Raw genomic sequence first — 25,664 nt, forward strand, 5'->3', positions numbered from 1 at the left:
CAGGCGTTCACGCCCGGACCGGTGCGCAGGACGACGCCCGCCAGGTCGGAGCCGATGACGTGGTACGGCAGGTCGTGCCGCCTGGTCAGCTCGCTCAGCCGGCCGTAGCGCTCCAGGAACCCGAACGTGGACAGCGGCTCGAAGATCGACGTCCACACCGAGTTGTAGTTGACACTCGATGCCATGACGGCCACCAGGGCCTCGCCCGGGCCGAGCTCGGGCACGGCCACCTCGTCGAGGTGGATCGACTTGCGCGGGTCCTTGTCGCGGGTCTCCAGGCCCGCGAACATCTCCGTCTCGTCCTTGTGCACGGTGATCGCGCGGTAGGACTCGGGGAGTTGCAGAGCGGCGAAGTCGGCGGACGTCGAGTCCGGCGACTGGATCGCGTCCAGGATGTCCTTTGTGGTCACGGTGTTGCCTCCGGCGTTGAGCGCCCTGAGGGCGGGGCGCTGAGGGTTACGTCGGTGCTGCTGAGGGGTTGGGGAAGTGCCGTCGGTTCGGCGGTGGTGCTGTTCGGCAGCGCTTTGTGGCGCGGGAGGTTGCCTGTGACGCAGGCGTCCGGGCGCGCAATCCATGAGATTGCGGGGACAGCCGGCGTACGAAAGGTCTCTGCACGCCGGCCGCCCGGACACCTTCAACGTATGACACCGCGTGTCACCCTGCAAGGCACTGAGTGCCAGAACTTCCTCTCAGCTGAAATCTTTACGTAACAAATGAGCGATGATCGATCGAACGGAGGAGGAAAGGTGCGCGAAAAGGGGCTCTGACATGCCAAAACGGCCACCCGGTGGGGTGGCCGTCGTCACAGCGGTCGGAGGGGCTCGGGGTGGCTCAGCGCTCCTTGAGGGCCTGCTCGATGGCGCGCATGACCTCGTCCAGCGGCGCGTCGGTGCGGGCCACCGTCACCAGCACCTCGCCTTGCGCGCAGACCGTCGCCGGGGTCTGCTGAGCGGCGCCGACGGTGCTGCGGCCGGCGCCGATGCCGGTCCCGAACGTCCTGCGGACGATCGCGAAGGCGTGGTCGAGCTGGGCCTCGACGTCGCCCTGGCCGCCCGCCCTGAGCCAGCGCCGCAGGACGTGGTTGTGGGCGGTGACCACGGCGGACGCGGCGACCTCGGCGAGCAGCGGGTCGTCGTTGGCGTCGTCGTCGTGCGCGTGCTCGTCGAAGTGGCCGAGGAGATAGCGGGTGAAGAGGCGCTCGTAGCGGGCCACCGAGGCGATCTCCGCCTCGCGCAGGGTGGGCACCTCGCGCGTCAGCTTGTAGCGGGCGACCGAGATCTCCGGCCGCGCCGCGTACATTTTCATGACCTCCTTGATCCCCCGGCACACCGTGTCGAGCGGATGCTCGTGCGCCGGGGCCGCGTTGAGCACCGCCTCGGCCCGGATCAGGGTGTCGTCGTGGTCGGGGAAGATCGCCTCTTCCTTGGAGCGGAAGTGCCGGAAGAAGGTGCGGCGCGCGACCCCGGCCGCGGCCGCGATCTCGTCGACGGTGGTCGCCTCGTACCCCTTGGTGGAGAACAGCTCCATGGCCGCGGCCGCCAGCTCTCGGCGCATCTTGAGCCGCTGGGCGGCGGCGCGGGTGCCTGCGGCACTCTCCGGCGCGTCGGGCGTGGCTGGTGTACGTGAGGACCTGGCGGGCTGGGACATGACCCGAACGTACTGCATGTCCGCAGCTCGGTGCGCATGTCCGGGGTTTCCCCCGCCCTCGCCGGGCGGGGGTCCGCCGGTGGGGTCGAGCAGCCCGCCCCAGTCCCGGTCGTCGGTGAGCCGGTCGCCGTCCCGCTCAGCGGCGGGCATATTCGCGGAAGCCGCGGCCGGTCTTGCGGCCGAGGCAGCCCGCGGCCACCAGGTGCTCCAGGAGCGGCGCCGGAGCGAGTCCCGGGTCGCGGAACTCGCGGTGCAGGACCTTCTCGATCGCCAGCGAGACATCGAGTCCGACGACGTCCAGCAGCTCGAAGGGGCCCATCGGATAGCCGCCGCCCAGCTTCATCGCGGCGTCGATGTCGTCGAGGGACGCGTAGTGCTCCTGCACCATCTTGATCGCGTTGTTGAGGTACGGGAACAGCAGCGCGTTCACGATGAAGCCCGCACGGTCGCCGCAGTCGACCGCGTGCTTCTTGATCCGCGTGCACACCTCGCGCACGGTGGCGTGGACGTCGTCGGCGGTCAGCACCGTGCGGACGACCTCGACCAGCTTCATCGCCGGCGCCGGGTTGAAGAAGTGCATCCCGATCACGTCCTGCGGGCGCGAGGTGGCGCGGGCGCAGGCGACGACGGGCAGCGAGGAGGTGGTGGTGGCGAGGACCGCGCCGGGCTTGCACACCTTGTCCAGCGTCGCGAACAGCTGCTGCTTGACCGCCAGGTCCTCGGCGACCGCCTCCAGCGCCAGATCGACGTCGGCGAAGGCGTCGTAGGAACCGGCCGGGGTGATCCGGTCCAGGATCTGCGCGGCGGCCTCGGCGGTCAGCCGCCCCTTGTCGACGGAGCGTGAGAGGGACTTGCCGATCCGGGCCTTGGCGGTCCGCGCCTTCTCCTCGCTGCGGGCGGCGAGGACGACGTCGTAGCCGGCCTTGGCGAAGACCTCGGCGATGCCGGAGGCCATGGTGCCGGAGCCGGCGACGCCGACGGAACCCACCGGACGGCCGACGGCCCCGGCCACGCCGGACAGCGGCGTCAGCGCGTCCGGGACGACCGTCGCGCTGCCGGAGGCCTCGTAGGTGTAGAAGCCGCGGCCCGACTTCCGGCCGGTCAGGCCCGCCTCGCTGAGCTGCTTGAGGATCGGAGCGGGCGCGTGCAGCCGGTCGCGGGACTCGGCGTACATGGCCTCCAGGACCGTACGGGCGGTGTCGACGCCGATCAGGTCCAGCAGCGCGAGCGGGCCCATCGGCAGGCCGCAGCCCAGCCGCATCGCCGCGTCGATGTCCTCCCGGGAGGCGTAGCGGGCCTCGTACATCGCGGCGGCCTGGTTGAGGTAGCCGAACAGCAGGCCGTCGGCGACGAAACCGGGCCGGTCGCCGACCGCGACGGGCTCCTTGCCGAGGTCGAGCGCGAGATTGGTGACGGCGGTGACGGCGGCGGGCGCGGTCAGCACCGAGGAGACGACCTCGACCAGCTTCATCGCCGGCGCCGGGTTGAAGAAGTGCAGGCCCAGCACCCGCTCGGGGCGGGCCGAGTCGGCGGCGAGCCGGGTGACGGAGAGCGCGTTGGTGCCGGTGGCGAGGATGGTGTCGGGACGCACGATCCCGTCCAGCTCGCGGAAGATCTGCTGCTTGATCTCGTACGACTCCGGCGCCACCTCGATCACGAGATCGGCCTCGGCCGCGGCGCGCAGGTCGGTGGAGACGCGGACCCGGGCCAGGGCCGCAGCGCGCTCCTGCTCGGTGAGCCGCCCGCGCTGCACGGCGCGGTCGGTGGAGGCCGCCAGCACGGCGAGGGAGCGCGCGGTCAGCTCCTCGCTGACGTCGATGCCGATCACCTCGCGGCCGGCCTTGGCCAGGACCTCGGCGATGCCGGTGCCCATGGTGCCGAGGCCGATGACGGCGATCGTCCGGAGCGGGGACAGAGGGGTGTCGGACAGGGGACTGTCGGACAGGGGAGCGGCCATGGCGGGACTCCAGATTGAGGGTGACGACTGGGAACGCGCCCGGGTGCGCCGAGGGAACCTCTGCGAGGCCTGGGCGCACCGGGTGCGGAAAAGCAGTGCGGGTGTTTCGGGCTGCAGGCGCACACGCCCGGTGCCGTCGCCAAGGGCGTGCACACGCCCCCGGGCGAGCGGGAGATCCGACCGGCCCTGTCCCGTGGCCGGGTCGCGCAGCGGTACGAAGTACCGAACCGACGTCTCGCGGCGACTGCGTCACCAGGTCGCCACGAGGAGGTGAAGCGAGTGGGTAACTCGCTCGTATGAGCTTAACCGGTGGGTAACGAGCGCGCCAGTCCCCGTGACTGTGACGTATTCGGCTCGTACGCGGCCGGCGCCTGAGCGCTCCGCTGGACGTGCCGCGATGTGCCGTCGTTCTGCTGCGGCGCCGTCGTGGCCGGTCGCGCAGTTCCCCGCGCCCCTTCCGGGCGCTGCCGAACCGCAGTCGACTTCGTCCGACCCGCCTAGGCTCGTTGCATGGACGAAGAGTTGCGATCACTCACGGAGCGCTTACGGCGCGAGTCCGGCGCGACGGCCGCCTATGAGCGGCTGACGGGCACCGCCGACCACGACGAACTGGCGGACGTGCTCATCGAGTCGGGGCAGCCGCTGTGGGCCCGGGAGCTGGCCGCGTTCCGGCTGGGGCTCGCCGGGGACCGGCGGGCCTTCGAGGCGCTCGTCCTGCTGCTCAACCACCGCGATCCGCCGCGCTGCGCCTCCGCCGCCCATGCGCTGGCCCGCCTCGGCGACCCCCGCACCGCCCGCGCCGCGGCCGCCCTGGCCACCAACGAACTGCGTGTGGCCTACGCCCTGCACCCCGTCCGGCTGCTGGTGGAGTTGCGCGCGCCCGAGTCGGTGCCCGCGCTGATCACGACGCTGCGCCGCCGGCTGCGGCCGCACGACCCGTACCGGCGGGTCGCCCTGGCCTGTGTGGAGGGGCTCGGCGCGCTGGGGGACGGCCGGGCCCGCCCGGTGCTGAACGACGCCCTGGCCCACCCGGTGCTCGCCGAGGCGGCCGTGCACGCGCTGGCGCGCATCCCCCGGCAGCGCTGAGCCGCCTGCGGACCGTCAGGTTCCGGATGCGGTGACCAACTCCCTGTCCGCTGCGCGCAGTTCGCTTTCCCGGTATGCGGAAGCCCGGCGTTTATCGCCCATGCGTTCGAGATTCGAAAACCTTCACTAGGGGAAGATCGCCTTCCGCCGAACTGCCTGGCTCGGCGCGCCCGTAGGGCTGCTGCCGAAGTGACCGCGGACGAGCCGGACCTGTCCGGCTGTGGAGGGTGATAGGCCATGACCAGCACACAACTCCCCGACGAGATACCAGTCCTGAGACCGTCTCAAGACCCGGCAAAAACATTCGGGCGGTTCCTGGAAGAAAAGTGGTCGGCAGTCTGCCGGGGTCTGGGGGTAGACCTGTGGGAGACGAAGAGCGCGCTCCAGGATCTGAGGGAAGTGCTCCACCCGTGGGCCGAGCGGCCCGTCGGAACGCAGTGCGATCCGCCGTCGTTCGTCTCGGCCGACGGCTTCCCCGCCGAACTCTCCGTCAGCTGGAAGGGCGGCCGGCCCGAGGTCCGCATCCTGTTCGAATCGCTCGGCTCCGACGGCACCCCGCTCGGCTGCCAGGAGGCCGGCCGGGAACTGACACGGCGACTCGCCGCGAGACCCGGGACGGACATCACGCGGTACCTCGGCATCGAGGACCTCTTCATCACGCCCGCCCCCGATCGCTACCGCGCCACCCTCTGGCACTCCTTGGCCTGGCGGCCGGGGGAGCGGCCGCACTACAAGGTCTACCTCAACCCGCAGGTGCACGGACTGGACCGCGCCTACGAGGTCATGGCACGGGCCATGCACCGGCTGGGCCTGGCGGCGGCCTGGGAACCGGTCGCCGAGCGGGCCGGTGAACTCGTCGGCCGGGGCCATGAGTTGGAGCTGATGGCCCTCGATCTGGACGGCGGAGACACCTCCCGGGTGAAGGTCTACTTCCGGCACGGACCGATGCCGATGGCCGAGCTGGACACCGTGGCGGACCTGGCGCACCGCTACGATCCGGCCCGGACGGCCCGGGCGCGCGCCGTCATCTACGGGCGGGACAGCGGCATCGTGAACAACGAGCCGATGACCTGCCTGGCCTTCCGGGAGGGCGTGTCCGGCCCCGAGGAGGCCAACGTCTATCTGCGACTGCCGGACAACACCCGCGGCGACGCGGAGGCGGCCGTACGCGTCGCCCGGCTCATGGAGCTGGAGGGGATCGACCCGCGTCCGCACGCCGAGATACTGGGGCAGCTGACGGCGGAGCCGCCGGGGGGCGGCGGGCCCCTGCAGGAGCTGTGCAGCTACCGGACGATCTCTCCGGACCTGCCCGCGGACATAGGCCTCTACCTGCGGTTCAACACGTACGCCGAACCCGCGATCTGAGAATTCAGTCCCCCACGACCGCGAACGCCTCGATCTCCATCAGGAACTCCGGGCGGACCAGCGCGGCCACCTGGACGGCCGAGGCGGCGGGGAGCCGGTCGTCGGGTATGTGGGAGGCCCGGGCGGCGCGGATGGCGGGCATATGGCCCATGTCCGTGACGAAGTAGGTGAGTTTGACGACGTCGTCGAACGTCGCCCCGGCCGCGGCCAGGCACCGCCTCAGGTTCTCGAAGACCTGGCGGGCCTGCGCCTGCGGATCGCCCTCGCCGACCAGCGCGCCCTGCTCGTCGAGCGGGAGCTGACCGGCGACGGCCACGAACCGGCCGGTGCCCAGCACGACATGGGAGTACTGGGCCGCGGCGGCGACCCCGTCGGGGGCGGGAATCCTGGTCAGTTCACTCATGCGTCCATGGTGGACCATGGGTCTGACAATGCCCCCGACGGCTCAGCCGTCGGCCGTCGGCGCGCTCAGCCTCGGAAGCCCAGCAGCCCGTGCAGGGCCGAGCCGTGGGCCGTGCGCGCGGCGACCTTCGAGCCCAGCGGCTTCGGGTCGGCCTGCGCCTCGCACACCGCGTCGACCTCGCCCACGCCGCGCGGCACCGTGCCGTCGGCCAGATAGGCCGCCAGGTGCTTGTCCAGGCAGGTGTTCCCGCTCAGCGTGATGCCGTGGTTCTGGCCGCCCTCCTCGACCACCAGGCTGGACCTGCGCAGCAGCGCGTGCACCGTGGCGCCGCCCTCGTACGGGGTGGCCGCGTCGTGGGTGGCCTGGAACAGCAGGGCCGGCGGCAGCCGGACGTCGGCGAGGTTCACCGGCCCCAGCGGCCTGGTCGGCCAGAACGCGCACGGCGCGTTGTACCAGACGTTGTTCCAGGTCATGAACGGCGCCTTCGCGTGCACCGACCAGTTGTCCGACCGCCACTCGTCCCAGTCGCGCGGCCAGGAGGCGTCACGGCACTGCACCGAGGTGTAGATGCTGTAGCCGTTGTCCCCCGCCGCGTCGACGGCGGCGAAGTTCTCGTACGCCTCCACCAACGGGTCGGCGTCCTTTTTGTTCACGTAGGCCGCGAACGCCTCGGCGAGGTGGGGCCAGTAGCCGTTGTAGTAGCCGCCGGGCAGGAAGGTGTCCTCCAGTTCCGAGGCGCCCACCTTGCCGCCGGCCGGCTTCCTGCCGAGGGCCGCCCGCATCGCGTACCACTTGGTCTCGACCTTCTCCGGGTCGGTGCCGAGCTTGTACGTCTTGTCGTACCGGGCGATCCAGGCCATCAGGGCACGGTGGCGGTCGTTGAAGGCGAGGTCCTGCGTGAGGTTGTCCTCGTACCAGACGCCGGTGGGGTCGACGATCGAGTCCAGGACCAGCCGCCGCACCCGCTGCGGGTAGAGCTTGGCGTACACCGCGCCCAGGTAGGTGCCGTACGAGTAGCCGAAGTAGTTCAGCCGCGGCGCGCCGACCGCGTCCCGGATGGCGTCCATGTCCCGCACCGTGCTGAGCGTGTCGATGTACGGCAGGACGTCCGCGTACTTCTTGCCGCAGGCCGCGGCGAAGGACCGGGCGCGCTCCACGTTGGCCCGCTCGATCGCCTCGGTGCTCGGCACGGAGTCCGGGCGGACGGCGCCGAAGTGACCGGGCTTGCAGTCCAGCGCGGGCGTGCTCCTGCCCACCCCGCGCGGGTCGAAGCCGATGACGTCGTACTGCGTCGCCACCGCCTTGGGCAGCGCCGAGGCGACGAACGAGGCGAGGCTCAGCCCCCGGCCGCCGGGGCCGCCGGGGTTGACCAGCAGCGGCCCTTGGTACGTCTTGGCGGTGTGCGGGACGCGGGACAGCGCCAGGGCGATCTGCTTCCCGTCCGGCCGCGTGTGGTCGAGCGGCACCTTCAGGGACGTGCACTGGAGCCTCGGCTGGGCCGTGGTGCCGCAGCCCTTCCAGGAGAGCTTCGCCGCACGGGTGGGCTCCGCGGCGTGCGACGGGCTCGCGCCGGCGGGCACGGCCGTGACCGTCCCGGCCACGACGACTGCGGCGGCGCACAGCACGGCTGCGCGTTGGTTCATGGGAGTCCTCCCAGGACGGAGGTGGCCGGACCGCGCAGGTCACGGTCCTGGCCGCATCGTCCCGGAAAGATCGACCGGAAGAACCTGTTATGGAGCGAGTTGACCCGTTCGGGTCGCCGGATGCGCTCTAACGCGCTCAGATCAGCGTGAGTTGGGTCGGCCCCGACTCGGCGGGCTCCTCGACCGGCTCGGGCTGCGGGATCCGGCGGGGCATCCCCGCGCGCGTGGGGCCGATCCCGTACTCCTCGGCGAGCTCGTGGACCTGGCGGGTGATCCGGCGCTGATACCACTTCGGGGCGTAGGCGCCGTCCGCGTACAGGCGTTCGTACCGGCGTACCAGGTAGGGGTGGTGCTGTCCGAGCCAGGCCATGAACCACTCGCGGGCGCCGGGCCGCAGATGCAGCGCGAGCGGGGTGACGGAGGTGGCGCCCGCGGCCGCGATCGCCCGCACGGTGGCCCGCAGTCGGGCCGGATCGTCGCCGAGGAACGGGATCACCGGCGCCATCAGCACCCCGCAGCCGATGCCGTGCTCGGTGAGGGTCCGCACCACGTCCAGGCGTCGCTGCGGGGCCGGGGCGCCGGGCTCCACGGTGCGCCACAGCTCGGTGTCGGTGAAGCCGACGGAGACCGACACGCCGATGTCGGCCCGCTCGGCGGACTGCCGCAGCAGATCGAGGTCGCGCAGGATCAGGGTGCCCTTGGTCAGGATCGAGAACGGGTTCGCGTGGTCGCGCAGGGCGGCCAGGATGCCCGGCATCAGCCGGTAGCGGCCCTCCGCCCGCTGGTAGCAGTCCACGTTCGTGCCCATCGCGACGTGCTCCCCGTGCCAGCGGGGCGAGGCCAGCTGCCGGCGCAGCAGCTCCGGCGCGTTCACCTTGACGACGATCTGGCTGTCGAAGCCGGTCCCGGTGTCGAGGTCGAGATAGCTGTGCGTCTTGCGGGCGAAGCAGTACACGCACGCGTGCGTGCAGCCCCGATAGGGGTTCACCGTCCACTCGAACGGCATCCGGGAGGCGCCCGGCACCCGGTTGAGGATCGAGCGGGCCCGGATCTCGTGGAACGTGATGCCGGCGAACTCGGGCGTGTCGAACGTCCTGGTCGTGACCGCGTCCGCGCCGAACAGCGCGGCGTCGGCCGGCCGGTCGTGGCGGGGCCGGTCGGTGAGGTTGTCCCAGCGCATGGCGCCTCCCTCGGTAGCACTGCGCCCACAATAGAACATGTGTTCTCATGATCGTGCGACGGATCCTCCGGCAGGCGATCCGGCAGGCGATCCGGCGGAGAGATCGGCGGAGAGGCCGGCGGACAATACGGAGAGATCGGCGGACAGTTCGGAAGGCGATTCGGCAGCCGTTTTCGATCGGCCGACGATCGCTTGTGCGACCCCGATTTGGGCGGCCGAGGACCGGGGTGGTTGGCTTGCCCCGCACTTGAGCAACCCTGAGCAACACGGACCGGGAGGAACCCCATGGCGCAGGTCGAGGCCACCACCGAGCGGGTCGTCGCTGCGGACCCGGAGAAGGTGTTCGACACCATCGCCGACTACAGCGGCACGCGCGCGAATCTGCTGCCCGAGCAGTTCAGCGAGTACGAGGTGCGCGAGGGCGGCGACGGCGAGGGCACCCTCGTCCACTGGAAGCTCCAGGCCACCAGCAAGCGCGTGCGCGACTGCCTCCTGGAGGTCGCCGAACCGACCGACGGCGAGCTCGTCGAGAAGGACCGCAACTCCTCGATGGTGACCACCTGGCGCGTCACCCCGGCCGGCGAGGGCAGCTCCCGGGTCGTCGTCACCACCACCTGGACCGGCGCCGGCGGCATCGGCGGCTTCTTCGAGAAGACCTTCGCGCCCAAGGGCCTCGGCCGGATCTACGACGCGATCCTCGCCAACCTCGCCACCGAGGTCGAGAAGTAGCCCAACGCCCGTGCGCTCCGCGCGCGTTGACCCCGGGGTCCGCACGAACGTCACCGGTTCGAGTGGATCTCCCTTGTGACCGGGATGGCGCCGTAACTCGTCGCGCTTGCTCGTAGTTGTCGCTTTACGCGGGAATTGTGTGGCAGGTGCGACGAGGGAGCGGCACATGGGCGGGACCACTCTGGTACAGGACGAGCCGGTCACGGCGCCGCCCGCCAAGGACCCGCCGCCGGCGCCGGCCATGGACACGGGACCGGGCGGCCGCCGGGTGCGGCTGGTCTTCCTCGCCCTCATGCTCGCGCTGCTCCTCGCGGCGCTGGAGCAGATGATCGTCGCCACCGCCCTGCCGAGGATCGTCGGCGAACTGCACGGCGTCGACCGGATGTCCTGGGCGATCACCGCCTATCTGCTCACCTCCACCGTCGGACTGCCCGTCTACGGCAAGCTCGGCGACCTCCTCGGCCGCAAGGGCGTCTTCCAGTTCGCGATCGTCGTCTTCGTCATCGGCTCCGCGCTCGCGGGGCGGGCCCGGACCATGGACCAGCTGATCGCCTTCCGCGCCGTCCAGGGCGTCGGCGCGGGCGGACTGCTGATCGGCGTGCAGGCGATCATCGCGGACATCGTGCCGCCCCGGCAGCGCGGCCGGTTCATGGGCGTCATCGGCGCCGCGTTCGGCCTCGCCTCGGTCGCCGGACCGCTGCTCGGCGGCTACTTCACGGACCACCTCTCCTGGCGCTGGTGCTTCTACTTCAACGTCCCCTTCGGCCTGCTCACCCTGGCGGTCGTGAGTGTCGTCCTGAAACTGCCGAAGCCGCAGCGCAGGCCCCGATTCGACGTCCTCGGCGCCCTGTTGCTCGCCGTCGCCTCCAGCTGCCTGGTGCTGCTCACCAGTTGGGGCGGCACCGAGTACGCCTGGAACTCCACCGTCGTCGTCGGCCTCGCCGCGGGGGCGGCCGCCGCGGCCGTCCTCTTCCTCGTCGTCGAGGGCAGCGCCGCCGAACCCCTCATCCCGCTACGGCTGTTCAGGGACTCCGTCTTCAACGTCACCGCGCTGGTGGGCCTGGCGATCGGCGTCGGACTGTTCGGCGCCGCCAGCTATCTGCCGACCTACCTGCAGATGGTCGACGGGGCCACCGCCACCGAGTCCGGGCTGCTGATGCTGCCCATGATGGGCGGCATCGTCGCCGCCTCGATCCTGTCCGGACAGCTCATCACCCAGACCGGCCGCTACCGGATCTACCCCGTCCTCGGCACCGCCCTCGCCGCGCTCGGCATGTGGCTGCTGTCCCGGCTGGAGACCGACACGCCCCGGCTGCAGTACAGCCTCTGGATGGCCGTCCTCGGCTCCGGCATCGGCCTGGTGATGCCCGTCCTCGTGCTCGCCGTGCAGAACTCCGTGCGCCCCGCCGACCTCGGCACCGCCACCAGCGCCAACACCTACTTCCGGCAGATCGGCGGCAGTGTCGGCGCGGCGCTCTTCGGCACCCTCTTCGCCGACCGGCTCGCCGACGCCCTGCGCGTACGCCTGCCCGCGCACGCGGGGGCCCAGCTCCCCGACCCCGAGTCGCTCACCCCGCAACTCGTCCACCGACTGCCCCCGGCGCTGCGCGACGCCTACATCCAGGCCTACGCCGACGCCATGCCGAGGATCTTCCTCTACCTCGTGCCGGTGCTCGTGCTCGGCCTGTTCATCGCCTTCTTCCTGGAGGAGAAACCGCTGGTGGCCCACCACGCCGCCGAGATCGAGCCCGCGCCCGTGAACACCCCGGCCCTGGAGGCCCGTTCCTCCCGCACCGACGACCTCCCGGTGTGCGGCACGGTGCAGCACACCGACGGGTCCGTGGTGCCGCGCGCGGCGCTCACCCTCATCGACGTCGGCGGGCAGCAGCTCGGCCGGGGCGCCAGCGGCGAGGACGGCCGGTACACGCTGTCCACGCCCGGCGCCGGGGCGTACGTCCTGATCGCCGCCGCGGGCGGCCACCAGCCGCAGGCCGTCTCCGTCACCGTCGGCGAGCACCCCGTCGCACTGGACATCGTCCTCGGCGGCGCCGGCCGGCTCGCCGGGAGCGTGCGCGGCGCGGACGGCGCCCCGGTGCGCGAGGCCACGGTCACCCTCACCGACGTCCACGGCGAGGTCGTCGCCAGCACCCGCAGCGGACACGAGGGCGGCTACGTCATCACCGAGCTCGTCGCCGGCGAGTACACCCTCGCCGCCAGCGCGGCCGCCTTCCGCCCGGCCGCCCTGCCGGTCAGCGTCCAGGCCGCGCGGGAGACCCGCCAGGACGTCGAACTCGCCGGCGACGCCCTGCTGGGCGGCACCGTCCGGGCCGACGGCGGGCGACCCGTCCAGGACGCGCGCGTGACCCTGCTCGACGCGGCCGGCAACGTCGTCGACACCCTCACCACCGGCGGCGACGGAGCGTTCCGCTTCGTCGACCTGTCCTGCGGCGAATACACCGTCATCGCCGCCGGCTACCCGCCGCTGGCCACCGTCCTGCACGTGGCGGGCGGCGGCCGCACGGAACGCGATCTGCAACTCGGCCACGCGGACTGACCCCGCCGCGCAGGGGCGGCGCACGGCCGCGGGACGTGCGGCGTACCCCGGCGCACCCGGCCGAAACCAATTACGGCATTGCCGCACATGCAGACTGGCGTGCGCCGTACGGTGGTGACCGGCGGGACAGATCTTGCACAGCTCTGGGGAGAGAGGGCCTGGGCCATGGACCGTGGCACCGAGAGGGACGCACCTCCCCGCCGCGGAGCCGCACCCGAGGCGGCCGACCGGACTGCCGACGCCGGACGCGTCCCGCTGGCCGTGGTGGTGGTGGACCGCGAGGGCCTCGTCTCGCACTGGAGCGCCGGCGCCCGCAGGCTCTTCGGCGTCGTCAAGGAAGAGGCGATCGGCCGCCCCGCGATCGACCTGCTCCCCGTCTCCGGCGCGCTCCCCGAGCCCGACGACGACCTGCCCTACGGCGAGTACGCCGCCTACGACGGCCTCGGGCCCGGGCTGGACTCCTCCCTGGACCGAGGCCTCGGCTACCCGGCCGCCGGACGGGCCCGGCTGACCGTGCCCGAGCCGGAGCGCGACCGCGGCCGGGTCGACGTGCTGTGGTGGGCCTACCCGCTGGTCGGGCCCGGCGCCGAACAGCTGCTGGTGCTGGCCGCGGACGCGGCGGCACTGCGCCGGGACAGTCCCGAGGACCCCCTGGCCGTCGAACGCATCGCGCCCGCCTTCGCGCTGCACACCGACTTCCCCGGCGCCGAGGAACTCGCCCGCCGACTGCCCGAGATCCTGCCCAGCATGAGCGTCGGCGAAAGCGCCCGCATCGTCTCCCAGGTCCTCGAACTCGGCTATCCCGTAATGGAGTTCAGCCAGAACGACCGGGTGCCGGTGACCCCCGACTGGGGCGTCGCCCGGCGCGTCGAGCGCAGAGCGCGCCGGGAGCGGGCCGCCCGCGCCGCCGCCGAAGGGCTGCCCCTGCCGCAGGAACTGGTCGACGACGAGGGCGAGGACCTCGAGTACGTCGCCGTCCGCGAACGGCTGGAGTTCCTCAACGAGGTCAGCGGCAGGATCGGCACCTCCCTCGACCTCTCCCGCACCATCCTGGAAGTCTCCAGAGCCGTCGTCCCGCGCTTCACCGACGTCGCCGGCACCTATCTGCGCGAACAGGTCGTCGCCGGCGAGGGATTTCCCGACGGCGTGCCGGACACGACCACCATGTGGCACCGGGTCGCCATCGAGCACACCGACGAACCCGGCCGCTGGGAGGACGTCGTACCCGTCGGCGAGGCCATGCCGTTCCCCGCGCCCACCCCGTTCTTCCAGTGCATGACCACCGGTGACCCCGTCCTCGTGCCGCGCATCAGCGAGGAGATGGGGCACGCCATCGCCTCGCAGTTCGAGAAGCGCGACATCCGGCCCCTGATCACCGGCCGCTCCATGCTGGTCGTCCCGCTGAAGGCGCGTCAGGTCGTCCTCGGCTTCATGGTCCTGCTGCGCCACCCCGAGCGGGCCGTCTTCAACGACATGGACCGGGTCACCGGCGCCGAACTCGCCGCCCGCGCGGGCCTCGTGCTCGACAACGCGCGCATGTACACCTACCAGGAGAGCGTCGCCGAGACCCTCCAGGACAGCATGCTGCCGCACATCCCGCCCCGCATGGCAGGCTGCGACATCGCCACCCGCTATCTGCCCGGCACACTGCTGGGACGGGTCGGCGGCGACTGGTTCGACTCGGTGAAGCTGCCCGGCGCCCGCACCGCACTCGTCGTCGGCGACGTCATGGGCCACGGCCTCAACTCGGCCGCCATGATGGGCCAGTTGCGCACCGCCGTGCAGACCATGGCCGCCCTCGACCTGCCGCCCGCCCAACTCCTGCGCAACCTGGACGACTTGGCGCAACGCCTGGGCGACAACTACCTCGCGACCTGCCTGTACGCGGTCTACGACCCGATCGAGAGCGAGCTGCACCTCGCCAACGCGGGCCATATCCCACCCGTGTTGGTGCGGGCCGCCGACGGCCGCAGCGAACTCCTCGACCTGCCCACCGGCGCCCCCATCGGCGTCGGCGGCGTGCCGTTCGAGGCGGTACGCGTGCGCGTGGAGCCGGGCGACCGGCTGGTGATGTGCACCGACGGGCTGGTGGAGGTCCGCGGCGAGGACATCGGCGTGGGGCTCGCGACGCTGTGCGAGTCCGCCGCGCACCCGTCCGCGTCGATGGACGACGCCTGCGACACCATCATCCGCGCCCTCGCCGCGACGTTCTCGGAAGCGGGCCGCGGCGGCCGCAAGGACGACGTCGCCCTGCTCATGACCCGGCTCAACGGCATCGAGCCGGAGGACGTCGCCGAGTGGCGGTTCCCCCTCGACCCGGCCGAGGTCGGCCGGGCCCGCGCGGCGGTCCGCGAACAGCTCCACGACTGGGGGCTCGCCAAGTCGGCCGACGCCGTCGGGCTCATGGTGAGCGAACTCGTCACCAACGCGGTCCGGCACTCCCACCGGCGGCCCGTGGCGCTGCGCCTGGTGCGCGGCGAGACCCTGCTGTGCGAAGTGGAGGACGACGACCACGAGTTGCCGACCCTGCTGAGCGCCGGCGCGGGCGACGAGTGCGGCCGGGGCCTGCGCGTGGTGAGCACCCTGGCCCGCGAGTGGGGCGCCAGCCGTACCGGCGCGGGCAAGACCGTGTGGTTCGAGCTGACCCTGCCACGGCGTCGAGGCTGATACTTGTAGCGGCAACCCCGGAGCGGTAAACCGTACTCGCCCGTCGCTTACGGCGGATCGGCCTTGCATCCTGGGGAGTTGGGCATGAGCGTGGCGAGCAGGTACCGGGCGGCATGGGAGGGCTTCTGGAGCGAGGCTCCGGAGGAACCCGGCGCAGTGTTCTGGGACGCGGATCCGAGGGTCACCGCCGCGCTCCACCTCGCCCTGTTCGAACCCCGGCTCATCGATCCGGGGCTGCCGTTGGTGGACCTCGGCTGCGGCAACGGCACCCAGACCCGGTATCTCGCCGACCGCTTCCCGCACGTGATCGGCGCGGACCTGGCCGCCGCGGCCCTCGACCACGCCCGGCGCGCCGACCCCGCCGGACAGGCGACGTACCGGCTGCTGGACGCGGCCGAGAAGGGCGTCGCCGAGACCCTGCACGCCGAACTCGGCGACGCGAACGTGTACATGCGGGGCGTACTGCACCAGTGCGAGCCCGCCGACCGGCAGCCGCTGGTGGACGGGATCGCCGCGCTGGTCGGGGAGCGCGGCCGGGCCTTCGTCGTCGAACTGTCCGAGGCCGCCCGTCCGGTGCTCGGCGCGCTGGCGCAGAGCCCGGCCGGTCCGCCGCCCAAGCTCGCGCCCGTCTTCCGGCACGGCATCGCCCCCGGGGAGGTCGCCGACGACGCGGTGCCCGAGTATCTGCGGGCCGCGGGGCTCACCGTGCTGGCCTCGGGCGAATTGCCCCTCGCCACCACCGAGTTCACCCCGGACGGCACCCGCATCGAGCTGCCGTCGAAGTGGCTGGTGGCCGCCCGGGTCGGGTGAGGGTCCACACGTCAGTCATGGCTCAGCCGGAGCAGCGTCTCTTCGAACGAAGTGGCGTCCCTGGGTGGCCGGTTGTGCGGGAGTCGGGCCAACAGGGCTGCCATGCCGCAGGTGTTGGTCACCCCGGAGAAGACCAGGCCCGCGCCGACCAGTCCGGACAGCCAGTGGGCGCGCGGCCGGGCGAGGCCCGCGGCGAAACCGGCGACCACGAGGGAACCTGCGGCGAGCCGGACCTGGCGGTCCATCGGCCAGGGGGCGCGTCCGCCCGCCGGGCGCTCGACCGGGTGCCCGGCCGCCGCCCACCCGGCGGTGCCGCCCTCCAGCGTGGTCGCCGTGACGCCGAGGTCCGCGAGCTGTGCGCAGCCCTTCGCGGACCGGGCGCCGGACGCGCACACGAGCAGCAGTGGCCCGCGCGCGGCGGCGGCGCGCAGCGCGCTCACGGCCTCGCCGAGCCGGTCCAGGGGGATGTTGTGCGCACCGGGCAGGTGGCCGCCGGCGTACTCGCCGGGGGTGCGGACGTCGACGACCGTGTGCTCGTCGAAACGGGCGGCTGCGGTCGGGTGGTCGGTCACGGAACAGAACCTCTCGGTGGGGTGTTGTCCCGCACGGGTAGGATACCCGCGGGGGTATAGAGGAGGAGGAAGCGTGCAACTCGACATGTCGGCCGAGGACCTGAAGTCGGCGCTCAACCGGCTGCGACGCGCCCAGGGGCAGCTCGCGGGAGTGATCCGGATGATCGAGGAGGGGCGCGACTGCGAGGACGTGATCACCCAGCTCGCCGCCGTCTCCCGGGCGCTGGACCGGGCCGGCTTCTCGATCATCGCCACCGGGCTGGAACAGTGCATGACCAGCGAGGATCCGCAGGTGCGGGACTCCGCGCAGATGCGGGCCCGGCTGGAGAAGCTCTTCCTGTCGCTGGCCTGAAGGCCCTGAACGCCCTGAAGGCCCTGAAGGCCCTGAACGCCGGAGCGTTCATCGGACGGCCGTCACGCCCATGCCCAGGGCGACGGCCAGCAGCACGCTGCCGAAGACGCGCTGCAGCGCCGCGGCGGAGACCTTCGAGGCCAGCCGCCTGCCGTCCCAGGCCCCGAGGACGGCGGTCGCGAGGAACGGCATGATCAGCGCCCAGTCCAGCTGGCCGGCCGTGACCGCCCGGGCCGCGAGCGCGGCCAGCGCGTTGGCGACGATGACGAGCAGACTCGTGCCCACCGCCGCGCTCATCGGCACGGCCAGCACGCTCACCAGCGCCGGCACGGCGAGGAACCCGCCGCCGACGCCGAGGAACCCGGTCACCGCCCCCAGCCCGGCGCCGGCGCCCGCCGCCCGCGCCGCCGAGACGGTCCCGCTCCCGCGCGGGGCGCGGCGGCGCAGCATGCGCACGGCGGCCAGGGCGGCCAGCGACGCGAACATCAGCGTCAGCACGGGCTCCGGGACGCGGGAGGACAGCGCCCCCGCGGCCGCGGCGGGCGGCAGACCGGCCGCCGCGAACAGCAGGCCCGCCCGCCAGCGCACGGCCCCCGCCCGCGCATGGGCCAGCAGCGCGGTGACCGATGTGACGATCACGATGATCAGGCCCGCGGTGGTCGCCGCCGCCGGGCTGAACCCGAGCAGGTAGATCAGGGCCGGGACGGTCAGGATGCTGCCGCCCGCGCCCAGCGCGCCCAGCGCCAGGCCGACCAGGCCGCCGGCCAGCAGCGCCAGGACGACCGCGCTCATATGACGGTCCCGGCGGCCCCTCGGCCGTCCTCGACGGGAAGCCCCTGGGCGGCCCAGTCGCGCAGGCCGCCGATCACGTCCGCCGCCTGTGTGCCGTGCTCGGCGAGCAGGGCGGCGGCCCGCCGCGAGCGGGCGCCGGAGCGGCAGACCAGGACGAGAGCACGTCCCGCCGTCCGGCTCGCCAGGCTCGACGCGGTCGCTGCCGACCAGGGCAGCAGAAGGTGCAGCGCGCCGGGCGCGTGACCGGCCCGGTACTCGTCGGGGTCGCGGACGTCGACCAGGACGGCCGTACCGTCCCGGAGCATGCGGTGGGCCTGAGCGGCGGTGACACGGGAGACGAGCATCTCGGGTGGTCCTCGGGTTCATCGGTCGGGGCGGTCGGGGTCGGGCGGGTTCGGGTAGGGCGGTCGGGGTCGGGCGGGTCGGTCGAGGGCGGTCGGTGGCGTGCGGGGTCGGTCAAGGGCGGTTGGGGTTGGGTGGGGTCGGTCGGGGCCGTCGGGGTCGGGCGGGGTCGGTCGAGGGCGGTCGGTGGCGTGCGGGGCGGTCGGGTTCGGACGGGGTCGGTCAGGGTCGGTCTGGGTGGTTGAGGGCGGTCGGTGGCGTGCGGGGTCGGTCAAGGGCGGTCGGGGTCGGGTGGGGTCGGACGGGTCGGTCGGTGGCGTGCGGAGTCGGTCGAGGCGGTCAGGGGCGGTCGGGGTCGAGCGGGGGCTGTCGGGATTGGACGGGGTCGAGCGGGGGCTGTCGGGGTTGGACGGGGCCGAGCGGGGTCGAGGTCGGTCGACGGCGGTCAGGGTTGGCCGAGGGCGGGCGGGGGCCGTCGGGGTCGGGCGGGGTCGGTCGAGGGCGGATAGGGGCGAGCTGGGTCGGGCGGGGTCGGCCGAGGGCGGATGGGGGCGAGCGGGGTCGGGCTGGGGCCGTCCGGGTCAGTCGTGGGGTGTGGGGTCGGGCGGGGGCCGTTCGGGTCAGTTGTGGGGTGTGGGGTCGGTGGCGGTGAGGCCGGCGGCGGCCGCTGCGGCGTAGCCGTCGTCGACGGCCACCACGGCACGGCCGGCGGCGTCCAGCAGGGACGCGGCGATGGCCGCGCGCAGGCCGCCCGCGCAGTGCACCCAGACCGTGCCCGCGGGCACCTCGGCCAGCCGCCGGGGGAGCTGGTGGAGCGGGATGTGCACACTGCCCTCGATCCAGCCGCCCGCCCGTTCGCCGGCGCGGCGCACGTCGACCACCGTCAGGTCCTCGCCCCGGCGGCGGGCCGCCGCCAGGTCGGCGAAGACGGCGCGCGGGAACGAGGCCGGTCGCGCCCCCTCCTCGACCCAGTCGGCCGGGGAGCCGACGGCCGCCGCGGCCGGGCGGTCGATGCCCACCCGGGCCAGCTCCCGCTGGGCGCGCCGGACGTCCTCGGCGCTCTCCGCGAGCAGCGTCACCGGCCTGCCCCACGGGATCAGCCAGGCCAGCTGGGTCGCGAGCTGCCCGTCGACCTCGAAGTTGAACGCCCCGGCCACATGCCCGGCGGCGAAGGCCACCCGGCTGCGCAGGTCCACCACCCACTCACCGGCCGCGAGCCGCCGGGCGATCTCCGCCGCGTCGGCGCGCCGGGGCGCGGTCAGGTCCACCGGGGCGGGACCGCCCGCGTTGGCCGGGCCCATGTGCGCGTAGTACGCCGGGACGTCGCCCAGCCCCGCGAGCAGCTCCTTCACGAACGTGTCCACGTCCTGCACGAGCACCGGGTTGGACGCCTTCTCGGCGCCGATCGTGCTCCGGTCGCCGCCTCCTTGCGAGGCGGAGCAGAAGCTGCCGAAGCCGTGCGTGGGCAGCACCGCCACCTCGTCGGGCAGATCGCGCGCCAGCCGCCGCGCGGAGGCGTGCTGCTCCCGGGCCAGCCGTTCCGTCAGCCGGGGCTCGACGAGGTCGGGCCGCCCCACGCTGCCGATCAGCAGCGAACCGCCGGTGAAGGCGGCCACCGGCCGGCCCGCCTCCTCCAGGACATAGGCGGTGTGGTGCGGGGTGTGCCCGGGGGTGGCCACCGCGCGCAGCACGAGACCGTCGTCGAGCGGCTCGACGTCCCCGTCGGCGACCGGCACGCGCGCGTACGCCACCTCGGCCCCGGTCGGCACCAGATAGCGCGCCCCGGTCAGCCGGGCGAGCTCCAGGCCGCCGGTCACGTAGTCGTTGTGCACATGGGTCTCGGCGACGGCCACGATCCGCACCCCGCGCCGCGCCGCCGCGGCGATCACGCGGTCGACGTCACGCGGCGGGTCCACCACCACCGCCCGCTCGGCGCCGCCCGCCAGGTGGCTGCGGTTGCCCAGCCCCTCGGTCTCGAGGATGTCGACAAAGAACACGGCACACACTCCTTCGCGGAGAACTCGAAGAACTCGGAGAACTCGAAAGCCCCGAAAAATTACCCCCGGGGGTATCGGGCATCCGGTCCCTACCGTAACAGAGATACCCCAGGGGGTATTTTTGCGCGTCGCTCCCGGGGGAGCCGGAGGCGGCCCGATAGGCTCTGATCCGCTGGATTTCCGGTCGTCTGCAGCGGAGGGGCCCGGACGTGAAGATCCTCATCAGCGCCGACATGGAGGGCGCGACGGGCGTCACCTGGCCCGCCGACGTGCTGCCGGGGACGCCGGAGTGGCAGCGGTGCCGGTCGATGTTCACCTCGGACGTCAACGCCGCCGTGCTGGGCTTCTTCGACGGCGGGGCGGACGAGGTCCTGATCAACGAGGCCCACTGGACCATGCGCAACCTGCTCCTCGAACAGCTCGACGAGCGGGCGGAGATGCTCACCGGCCGGCACAAGTCCCTGTCGATGGTGGAGGGCGTCCAGCACGGCGACGTCGACGGCATCGCGTTCGTCGGCTATCACGCGGGGGCCGGCGCGGAGGGCGTCCTCGCCCACACCTACCTGGCCAACTCCGTCACCGGCGTCTGGCTGAACGACGTGCGGGCCAGTGAGGGGCTGCTCAACGCGCACGTCGTCGCCGAGTACGGCGTGCCGGTCGTTCTGGTCACCGGCGACGACGTGGCCTGCGAGGACGCGCTCGGCTACGCGCCCGAGGCGCTGAAGGTCGCCGTCAAGGACCATGTCTCGCGGTACGCGGCCGTGTGCCGCACGCCGGCCCGCACCGCCGCCCACATCCGGGCGGCGGCGAAGGAGGCGACGCGGCTGGCGGTCCGTCAGGAACCGGTGGAGCGCGGGCCGTTCACCGTCGCGGTGGAGTTCGACGCCGAGCATCTCGCGATGTCGGCCACGGTCGTGCCCGGCGTCGCCCGCATCGGCGAGCGGAAGGTCGCGTACACCAGCGGCACCATGTACGAGGGCATTCGCACCTTCAAGGCGGTCACCACGATCGTCTCGGCCGCGATCGAGGAGCAGTATGGCTGAGCAGCGCAGGCGGGACGGGCGGCAGCGGCCGGCCGGGCGACGGAGGCGGGAGCGGCATGGCTGACGCGCAGGCGCGGGACGAGGTCGTCCGGTTCACCTCCGACCTCATCCGCATCGACACCGCCAACCGGGGCGACGGGGACTGCCGGGAACGGCCCGCCGCCGAGTACGCGGCCGCGGTGCTCGCCGAGGCCGGCATCGAGCCGACCCTGCTGGAACGCACCCCGGGCCGCACGAACGTCGTCGCCCGGGTCGAGGGCACCGATCCGTCGGCGGACGCCCTGCTCGTCCACGGCCACCTGGACGTCGTCCCCGCCGAGGCCGCCGACTGGAGCGTGCCCCCGTTCTCCGGCGAGGTGCGCGACGGGGTGGTGTGGGGGCGCGGCGCGGTCGACATGAAGAACATGGACGCGATGATCCTGGCCGTGCTGAAGGCCTGGTCCCGGCAGGGCGTCCGGCCGCGGCGCGACCTCGTCATCGCCTTCACCGCCGACGAGGAGGCCAGCGCCGAGGACGGCTCGGGCTTTCTCGCCGACCGGCATCCAGGGCTGTTCGAGGGCTGCACCGAGGCCGTCGGCGAATCGGGGGGCTTCACCTTCCACGACGGCTCCGGCCGCGAGCTCTATCCCATCGCCGCGGGCGAGCGTGGCACCGGCTGGCTGAAGCTCACCGCACGGGGGCGCGCCGGACACGGCTCCAAGGTCAACCGGGAGAACGCGGTGACCCGGCTGGCCGCCGCCGTCACCCGCATCGGCGAGCACGAATGGCCGCTGAGGCTCACCCCGGTCGTCCGCGCCGCCCTCACCGAACTCGCCGTGCTCTACGGCCTCGAGACCGACCTGCGCGATGTCGACGGCCTGCTGGCGAAGCTCGGCCCGGCCGCGGCGCTCGTCGAGGCGACCGTCCGCAACAGCGCCAACCCGACCATGCTGGCGGCCGGTTACAAGGTCAACGTGATCCCGGGGGAGGCCGTCGCCCATGTCGACGGCCGGTATCTCCCGGGCCACGAGGAGGAGTTCCGCGCGACCCTCGACCAACTCACCGGCCCCGACGTCGACTGGGAGTACCACCACCGCGAAGTCGCCCTCCAGGCACCCTTGGACACACCCCTCTACGCCCGGATGCGCGCCGCCGTCGAGGAGTTCGCGCCCGAGGGGCATGTGGTGCCGTACTGCATGTCCGGCGGCACGGACGCCAAGCAGTTCTCGCGGCTCGGCATCACCGGCTACGGCTTCGCCCCGCTGAAGCTCCCGAAGGGCTTCGACTACCAGGCCCTCTTCCACGGCGTCGACGAACGGGTCCCGGTGGAGGCGCTGCACTTCGGCGTCCGCGTCCTCGACCGCTTCCTGCGCACGGCCTAGGCGAGCGGAAGCAGAATCGGGCCGGAAGCAGGATCGGGACCGGGCTCGGGAGCAGGCTCGGGATCGGGAACGGACTCGTGATCGGAGAGCACATGCAGGTCCTGCCCTACGGTTCCTGGCCCTCGCCCATCGACGCGCGTCTGGCGGCCGCCCACGACGGGCGCCCCGAGTACGTCGGCTTCGTCGGCGACGAGGTGTGGTGGACCGCGCCCCGGCCCACCGAGAACGGCCGCCGCACTCTCGTCCGGCGGCGCGCGGACGGCACGCAGGAGTCGGTCCTGCCCGCGCCGTGGAACGTCCGCAGCCGAGTCGTCGAGTACGGGGGACAGCCCTGGGCCGGGGCCGTCCGCGAAGGCCGGCTCCTCGTGGTCTTCGTGCACTTCGCCGACCAGCGGCTGTACGTGTACGAGCCCGGGCCGGCGCCGGAGGCCGGGGGCGAGCCGCGTCCGCTCACTCCCGTCTCCTCGGTGGGCGGTGGACTGCGGTGGGCGGAGCCGCAGTTGCTGCTCGACCGGGGCGAGGTGTGGTGCGTACTGGAGGAGTTCACCGGGCCGGGCCCCACCGATGTACGCCGGGTCCTGGCCGCCGTACCCCTGGACGGATCGGCCGCCGACGACCGGTCGGCCGTCCGCGAACTCACCGACGGCAGCCGCCGGTTCGTCACCGGAGCCCGTCTCTCGCCCGACGGCCGCCGGGCCGCGTGGCTGGCCTGGGACCACCCGCTGATGCCCTGGGAGGGCACCGAGGTCGTCGTCGCCGACGTCACGGCGGACGGCGCGCTCGGCGACGCCCGGGTGGTGGCCGGCGGACCGACGGAGTCGATCGCCCAGGTCGACTGGATGCGGTCGTCGGGCGATCGGATGCCGGGGACTGGCGACGGGATGCGGGCGTCGGACGACCGGAGACGGTCGCCGGAGGACGGTCGGCAGTCGTCGGGCGGCGGTAGTCGGTCGGCGGATGCCAGTGTGCAGTCGTCGGGTGACTGTCTACTGTATACAAGCGACCGTAGCGGCTGGTGGAACCTGTATCGCGACCATCAGCCCGTCTGCCCGCGCGACGAGGAGTTCGGCGGGGCGCTGTGGAAGCTCGGGCAGCGCTGGTTCGCGCCGTTGGAGAACGGTCTCGTCGCGGTCCTGCACGGCCGGGGGGCCGGCGTCCTCGGGATCCTCGACCCGGAGACGGGTGTGCTCGTCGACGCCGCCGGGCCGTGGACCGAGTGCGCGGCCACCCTCGCGGTGCACGGCGACCGCGTCGTCACCGTGGCGGCCGGTCCGCGCAGCGCCTACGAGGTCGTGGAACTGGACGCCCGGACCGGCCATGCCCGGGTGATCGGCGCGGCGCACGAGGACGCGGTCGACCCGGCCCACTACCCCGAGCCCCGGATCCGCACCTTCGCGGGCCCCGGCGGCTGGGACATCCACGCGCAGGTGTACCCGCCCCGCCACCCCGGCGTCGTCGCGCCCGCGCACGAGCTGCCGCCGTACGTCGTGTGGGCGCATGGCGGGCCCACCGACCGGGCGCCGCTCGTGCTGGACCTGGAGATCGCCTACTTCACCTCCCGGGGCATCGGCGTCGTCGAGGTCGACTACGGCGGGTCCACCGGGTACGGCAGGGAGTACCGGGAGCGGTTGCGCGGACAGTGGGGCGTGGTCGACGTCGAGGACTGCGCGGCCGTCGCCCTGGCTCTCGCGGCCGAGGGCGCCGCCGACCGCCGACGGCTGGCGATCCGCGGCGGCAGCGCGGGCGGCTGGACCGCCGCCGTCTCGCTGACCGCGGCCGTCTCGCCGAGCGGCGCCGACGTCTACGCCTGCGGCACGATCCGCTACCCCGTGCTGGACCTGGTCGGCTGGGCGACGGGCGGGACCCACGACTTCGAGTCGCGCTACCTGGACAGCCTCGTCGGACCCCTCGCCGAGGTGCCCGAGCGGTACGCGGAGCGCTCGCCCGTCGAGCACGCCGACCGGATCACCGTCCCCTTACTGCTGCTGCAGGGCCTGGACGACGTGATCTGCCCGCCCGTCCAGTGCGAGCGGTTCCTGGACCGGCTGGCCGAGCGGCCCGCGCCGCACGCGTATCTCGCCTTCGAGGGGGAGGGGCACGGGTTCCGGCAGGCGGCGACGACGGTGCGCGCCCTGCAGGCCGAGTTGTCGCTGTACGCTCAGGTGTTCGGGCTGCGTCCGCCCGGAATCCCCAGGTTGGAGCTGGTGCAGTGAAGGAACTCGTGCGGCCGGGCCGGCTCGCCGCAGGCGCCCGGGTGGCTGTCGTCGCGCCCAGCGGGCCGGTGGCGGAGGAGCGGCTGCAGGCCGGACTCGACGTGCTGCGCGGCTGGGACCTCGACCCCGTGGTCGCCCCCCATGTGCTGGACCGGGACGACCGGCTGCCCCATCTCGCGGGCGCCGACGCCGACCGGGCCGCCGACCTCCAGCGGGCCTGGTGCGATCCGGACGTCGACGCCGTGCTGTGCGCCCGCGGCGGCTACGGCGCCCAGCGCGTCGTCGACCTGCTCGACTGGGACGCGATGCGCGCGGCCGGGCCGAAGGTGTTCGTCGGCTTCAGCGACAGCACCGCCCTGCACGAGGCGTTCGCCGTCCGGCTGGGCCTGGTCACGCTGTACGGGCCGGTGGCCGCGGGCATCGACTTCACCAAGAACGCCCGCGCGCAGGAACACCTCAAGGCCACCCTGTTCGCCCCGGAGACGGTCCGCACCCTCGCCTCCACCGGCAGCGCCATCGCTCCGGGCCGGGCGCGGGGCGTCACCCTGGGCGGCTGTCTCACCCTGCTCGCCACCGGCTACGGCACCCCGCACACCCGCGCCGGCGCCCGCGGCGGGCTGCTGCTGGTCGAGGACGTCGGGGAGCGGCCGTACGCCGTCGACCGGAGCCTGACCCAACTGCTGCGCACCGGATGGCTGGACGGCGTCGCGGGCGTCGCACTCGGCTCCTGGGACAGCTGCGGACCCTATGACGAACTGCGCCCGGTCCTCGTCGACCGGCTCGGCGGCCTGGGCGTCCCCGTGGTCGAGGAGCTCGGATTCGGGCACTGCGAGGGGGCGCTGACCGTGCCCTTCGGCGTGCGCGCCGAACTCGACGCGGACGCGGGCGCCCTCACCCTCGACGCACCCGCCCTGCGCTGACGGCCCGCCCGGGTGAGGGCAGAGCTCACCC

General features: G+C 73.1%; 20 protein-coding genes and 1 pseudogene. 11 read left to right on the forward strand and 10 right to left on the reverse strand.

Going from position 1 to position 25,664, the window contains the following annotated elements:
* From ACWCPF_RS12050 to ACWCPF_RS12060, 3 genes and pseudogenes are all read right to left on the reverse strand, one after another.
* A pseudogene (locus ACWCPF_RS12050) lies at nt 1-410 on the reverse strand (crotonyl-CoA carboxylase/reductase); the annotation flags it as partial.
* Nucleotides 411-831: 421 nt separating this feature from the next.
* The gene (locus tag ACWCPF_RS12055; RefSeq protein WP_451045152.1) at nt 832-1,665 is read right to left on the reverse strand and encodes a TetR family transcriptional regulator; all 834 of its coding nucleotides are present in this window, start codon (nt 1,663-1,665) and stop codon (nt 832-834) included.
* 118 nt (nt 1,666-1,783) lie between these two features.
* Nucleotides 1,784-3,604 (reverse strand): 3-hydroxyacyl-CoA dehydrogenase family protein, encoded by a 1,821-nt coding sequence (locus ACWCPF_RS12060; protein ID WP_451044886.1) that lies wholly within the window; start codon nt 3,602-3,604, stop codon nt 1,784-1,786.
* 510 nt (nt 3,605-4,114) lie between these two features.
* Between ACWCPF_RS12060 and ACWCPF_RS12065 the strand changes: the two genes are divergently transcribed.
* The gene (locus tag ACWCPF_RS12065) at nt 4,115-4,690 is read left to right on the forward strand and encodes an adenylosuccinate lyase (protein ID WP_451044887.1); all 576 of its coding nucleotides are present in this window, start codon (nt 4,115-4,117) and stop codon (nt 4,688-4,690) included.
* A 399-nt stretch (nt 4,691-5,089) separates the two neighbouring features.
* Nucleotides 5,090-6,055, forward strand: coding sequence for a tryptophan dimethylallyltransferase family protein (locus tag ACWCPF_RS12070; protein WP_451044888.1), 966 nt, complete (start codon nt 5,090-5,092; stop codon nt 6,053-6,055).
* Between the two features lie 4 nt (nt 6,056-6,059).
* On the opposite strand, the gene ACWCPF_RS12075 is transcribed toward ACWCPF_RS12070, so the two are convergent.
* The 3 genes from ACWCPF_RS12075 to ACWCPF_RS12085 form a co-directional block, all read right to left on the reverse strand.
* Entirely contained in the window at nt 6,060-6,458 is a 399-nt protein-coding gene (locus ACWCPF_RS12075; protein WP_451044889.1) for a RidA family protein, read from the reverse strand.
* Nucleotides 6,459-6,523: 65 nt separating this feature from the next.
* On the reverse strand, nt 6,524-8,101 hold the full coding sequence (locus tag ACWCPF_RS12080; RefSeq protein WP_451044890.1) for an alpha/beta hydrolase: 1,578 nt from the start codon (nt 8,099-8,101) through the stop codon (nt 6,524-6,526).
* A 136-nt stretch (nt 8,102-8,237) separates the two neighbouring features.
* The gene (locus ACWCPF_RS12085) at nt 8,238-9,281 is read right to left on the reverse strand and encodes an Rv2578c family radical SAM protein (protein ID WP_451044891.1); all 1,044 of its coding nucleotides are present in this window, start codon (nt 9,279-9,281) and stop codon (nt 8,238-8,240) included.
* Between the two features lie 285 nt (nt 9,282-9,566).
* On the opposite strand from ACWCPF_RS12085, the gene ACWCPF_RS12090 reads away from it, so the two are divergent.
* The 4 genes from ACWCPF_RS12090 to ACWCPF_RS12105 all read left to right on the forward strand — a co-directional run bounded on the left by ACWCPF_RS12090 (nt 9,567) and on the right by ACWCPF_RS12105 (nt 16,041).
* Nucleotides 9,567-10,010 carry an SRPBCC family protein gene (locus tag ACWCPF_RS12090; protein ID WP_351905108.1) on the forward strand — a complete coding sequence of 148 codons (444 nt, stop codon included), beginning with the start codon at nt 9,567-9,569 and terminating at the stop codon, nt 10,008-10,010.
* Nucleotides 10,011-10,176: 166 nt separating this feature from the next.
* Nucleotides 10,177-12,564 (forward strand): MFS transporter, encoded by a 2,388-nt coding sequence (locus tag ACWCPF_RS12095; protein WP_451044892.1) that lies wholly within the window; start codon nt 10,177-10,179, stop codon nt 12,562-12,564.
* A 165-nt stretch (nt 12,565-12,729) separates the two neighbouring features.
* Entirely contained in the window at nt 12,730-15,231 is a 2,502-nt protein-coding gene (locus tag ACWCPF_RS12100; protein ID WP_451044893.1) for a SpoIIE family protein phosphatase, read from the forward strand.
* An 84-nt stretch (nt 15,232-15,315) separates the two neighbouring features.
* Entirely contained in the window at nt 15,316-16,041 is a 726-nt protein-coding gene (locus tag ACWCPF_RS12105) for a methyltransferase domain-containing protein (RefSeq protein WP_451044894.1), read from the forward strand.
* Between the two features lie 11 nt (nt 16,042-16,052).
* Here ACWCPF_RS12105 and ACWCPF_RS12110 read toward each other — a convergent pair whose 3' ends face one another.
* Entirely contained in the window at nt 16,053-16,613 is a 561-nt protein-coding gene (locus ACWCPF_RS12110; RefSeq protein ID WP_451044895.1) for a rhodanese-like domain-containing protein, read from the reverse strand.
* Nucleotides 16,614-16,686: 73 nt separating this feature from the next.
* Between ACWCPF_RS12110 and ACWCPF_RS12115 the strand changes: the two genes are divergently transcribed.
* Nucleotides 16,687-16,965: a metal-sensitive transcriptional regulator gene (locus ACWCPF_RS12115; RefSeq protein WP_351905092.1), complete on the forward strand. Its 279-nt coding sequence runs from the start codon at nt 16,687-16,689 to the stop codon at nt 16,963-16,965.
* Nucleotides 16,966-17,013: 48 nt separating this feature from the next.
* On the opposite strand, the gene ACWCPF_RS12120 is transcribed toward ACWCPF_RS12115, so the two are convergent.
* From ACWCPF_RS12120 to ACWCPF_RS12130, 3 genes are all read right to left on the reverse strand, one after another.
* The gene (locus ACWCPF_RS12120; protein ID WP_451044896.1) at nt 17,014-17,757 is read right to left on the reverse strand and encodes a sulfite exporter TauE/SafE family protein; all 744 of its coding nucleotides are present in this window, start codon (nt 17,755-17,757) and stop codon (nt 17,014-17,016) included.
* Nucleotides 17,754-18,101 (reverse strand): rhodanese-like domain-containing protein, encoded by a 348-nt coding sequence (locus ACWCPF_RS12125; protein WP_451044897.1) that lies wholly within the window; start codon nt 18,099-18,101, stop codon nt 17,754-17,756. Before ACWCPF_RS12125 ends, ACWCPF_RS12120 begins: the two co-directional genes overlap by 4 nt.
* A gap of 618 nt (nt 18,102-18,719) precedes the next feature.
* The gene (locus tag ACWCPF_RS12130; RefSeq protein ID WP_451044898.1) at nt 18,720-20,096 is read right to left on the reverse strand and encodes an MBL fold metallo-hydrolase; all 1,377 of its coding nucleotides are present in this window, start codon (nt 20,094-20,096) and stop codon (nt 18,720-18,722) included.
* A 209-nt stretch (nt 20,097-20,305) separates the two neighbouring features.
* Between ACWCPF_RS12130 and ACWCPF_RS12135 the strand changes: the two genes are divergently transcribed.
* The 4 genes from ACWCPF_RS12135 (at nt 20,306) to ACWCPF_RS12150 (ending at nt 25,633) form a co-directional block, all read left to right on the forward strand.
* A complete protein-coding gene (locus tag ACWCPF_RS12135) occupies nt 20,306-21,139 on the forward strand; it encodes a M55 family metallopeptidase (RefSeq protein ID WP_451044899.1) in 834 nt (277 codons plus the stop codon).
* Nucleotides 21,140-21,195: 56 nt separating this feature from the next.
* Nucleotides 21,196-22,500: a M20/M25/M40 family metallo-hydrolase gene (locus tag ACWCPF_RS12140; RefSeq protein ID WP_451044900.1), complete on the forward strand. Its 1,305-nt coding sequence runs from the start codon at nt 21,196-21,198 to the stop codon at nt 22,498-22,500.
* Between the two features lie 92 nt (nt 22,501-22,592).
* Nucleotides 22,593-24,713 carry a prolyl oligopeptidase family serine peptidase gene (locus ACWCPF_RS12145; protein WP_451045153.1) on the forward strand — a complete coding sequence of 707 codons (2,121 nt, stop codon included), beginning with the start codon at nt 22,593-22,595 and terminating at the stop codon, nt 24,711-24,713.
* Nucleotides 24,710-25,633: a S66 peptidase family protein gene (locus ACWCPF_RS12150; RefSeq protein WP_451044901.1), complete on the forward strand. Its 924-nt coding sequence runs from the start codon at nt 24,710-24,712 to the stop codon at nt 25,631-25,633. The genes ACWCPF_RS12145 and ACWCPF_RS12150 overlap by 4 nt, the downstream gene beginning before the upstream one ends.
* Nucleotides 25,634-25,664: the final 31 nt, after the last annotated feature.

This window comes from Streptomyces sp. NPDC001858 (assembly GCF_053594615.1).

Excerpts from the sequence above, each read along its gene's own strand:
- ACWCPF_RS12145 (WP_451045153.1), top strand. The coding sequence starts at position 22,593 with ATGCAGGTCCTGCCCTACGGTTCCTGGCCCTCGCCCATCGACGCGCGT.
- ACWCPF_RS12075 (WP_451044889.1), bottom strand. The coding sequence starts at position 6,458 with ATGAGTGAACTGACCAGGATTCCCGCCCCCGACGGGGTCGCCGCCGCG.
- ACWCPF_RS12100 (WP_451044893.1), top strand. The coding sequence starts at position 12,730 with ATGGACCGTGGCACCGAGAGGGACGCACCTCCCCGCCGCGGAGCCGCA.
- ACWCPF_RS12080 (WP_451044890.1), bottom strand. The coding sequence starts at position 8,101 with ATGAACCAACGCGCAGCCGTGCTGTGCGCCGCCGCAGTCGTCGTGGCC.
- ACWCPF_RS12125 (WP_451044897.1), bottom strand. The coding sequence starts at position 18,101 with ATGCTCGTCTCCCGTGTCACCGCCGCTCAGGCCCACCGCATGCTCCGG.
- ACWCPF_RS12105 (WP_451044894.1), top strand. The coding sequence starts at position 15,316 with ATGAGCGTGGCGAGCAGGTACCGGGCGGCATGGGAGGGCTTCTGGAGC.
- ACWCPF_RS12090 (WP_351905108.1), top strand. The coding sequence starts at position 9,567 with ATGGCGCAGGTCGAGGCCACCACCGAGCGGGTCGTCGCTGCGGACCCG.
- ACWCPF_RS12095 (WP_451044892.1), top strand. The coding sequence starts at position 10,177 with ATGGGCGGGACCACTCTGGTACAGGACGAGCCGGTCACGGCGCCGCCC.
- ACWCPF_RS12140 (WP_451044900.1), top strand. The coding sequence starts at position 21,196 with ATGGCTGACGCGCAGGCGCGGGACGAGGTCGTCCGGTTCACCTCCGAC.
- ACWCPF_RS12120 (WP_451044896.1), bottom strand. The coding sequence starts at position 17,757 with ATGAGCGCGGTCGTCCTGGCGCTGCTGGCCGGCGGCCTGGTCGGCCTG.
- ACWCPF_RS12060 (WP_451044886.1), bottom strand. The coding sequence starts at position 3,604 with ATGGCCGCTCCCCTGTCCGACAGTCCCCTGTCCGACACCCCTCTGTCC.
- ACWCPF_RS12065 (WP_451044887.1), top strand. The coding sequence starts at position 4,115 with ATGGACGAAGAGTTGCGATCACTCACGGAGCGCTTACGGCGCGAGTCC.
- ACWCPF_RS12055 (WP_451045152.1), bottom strand. The coding sequence starts at position 1,665 with ATGCAGTACGTTCGGGTCATGTCCCAGCCCGCCAGGTCCTCACGTACA.
- ACWCPF_RS12085 (WP_451044891.1), bottom strand. The coding sequence starts at position 9,281 with ATGCGCTGGGACAACCTCACCGACCGGCCCCGCCACGACCGGCCGGCC.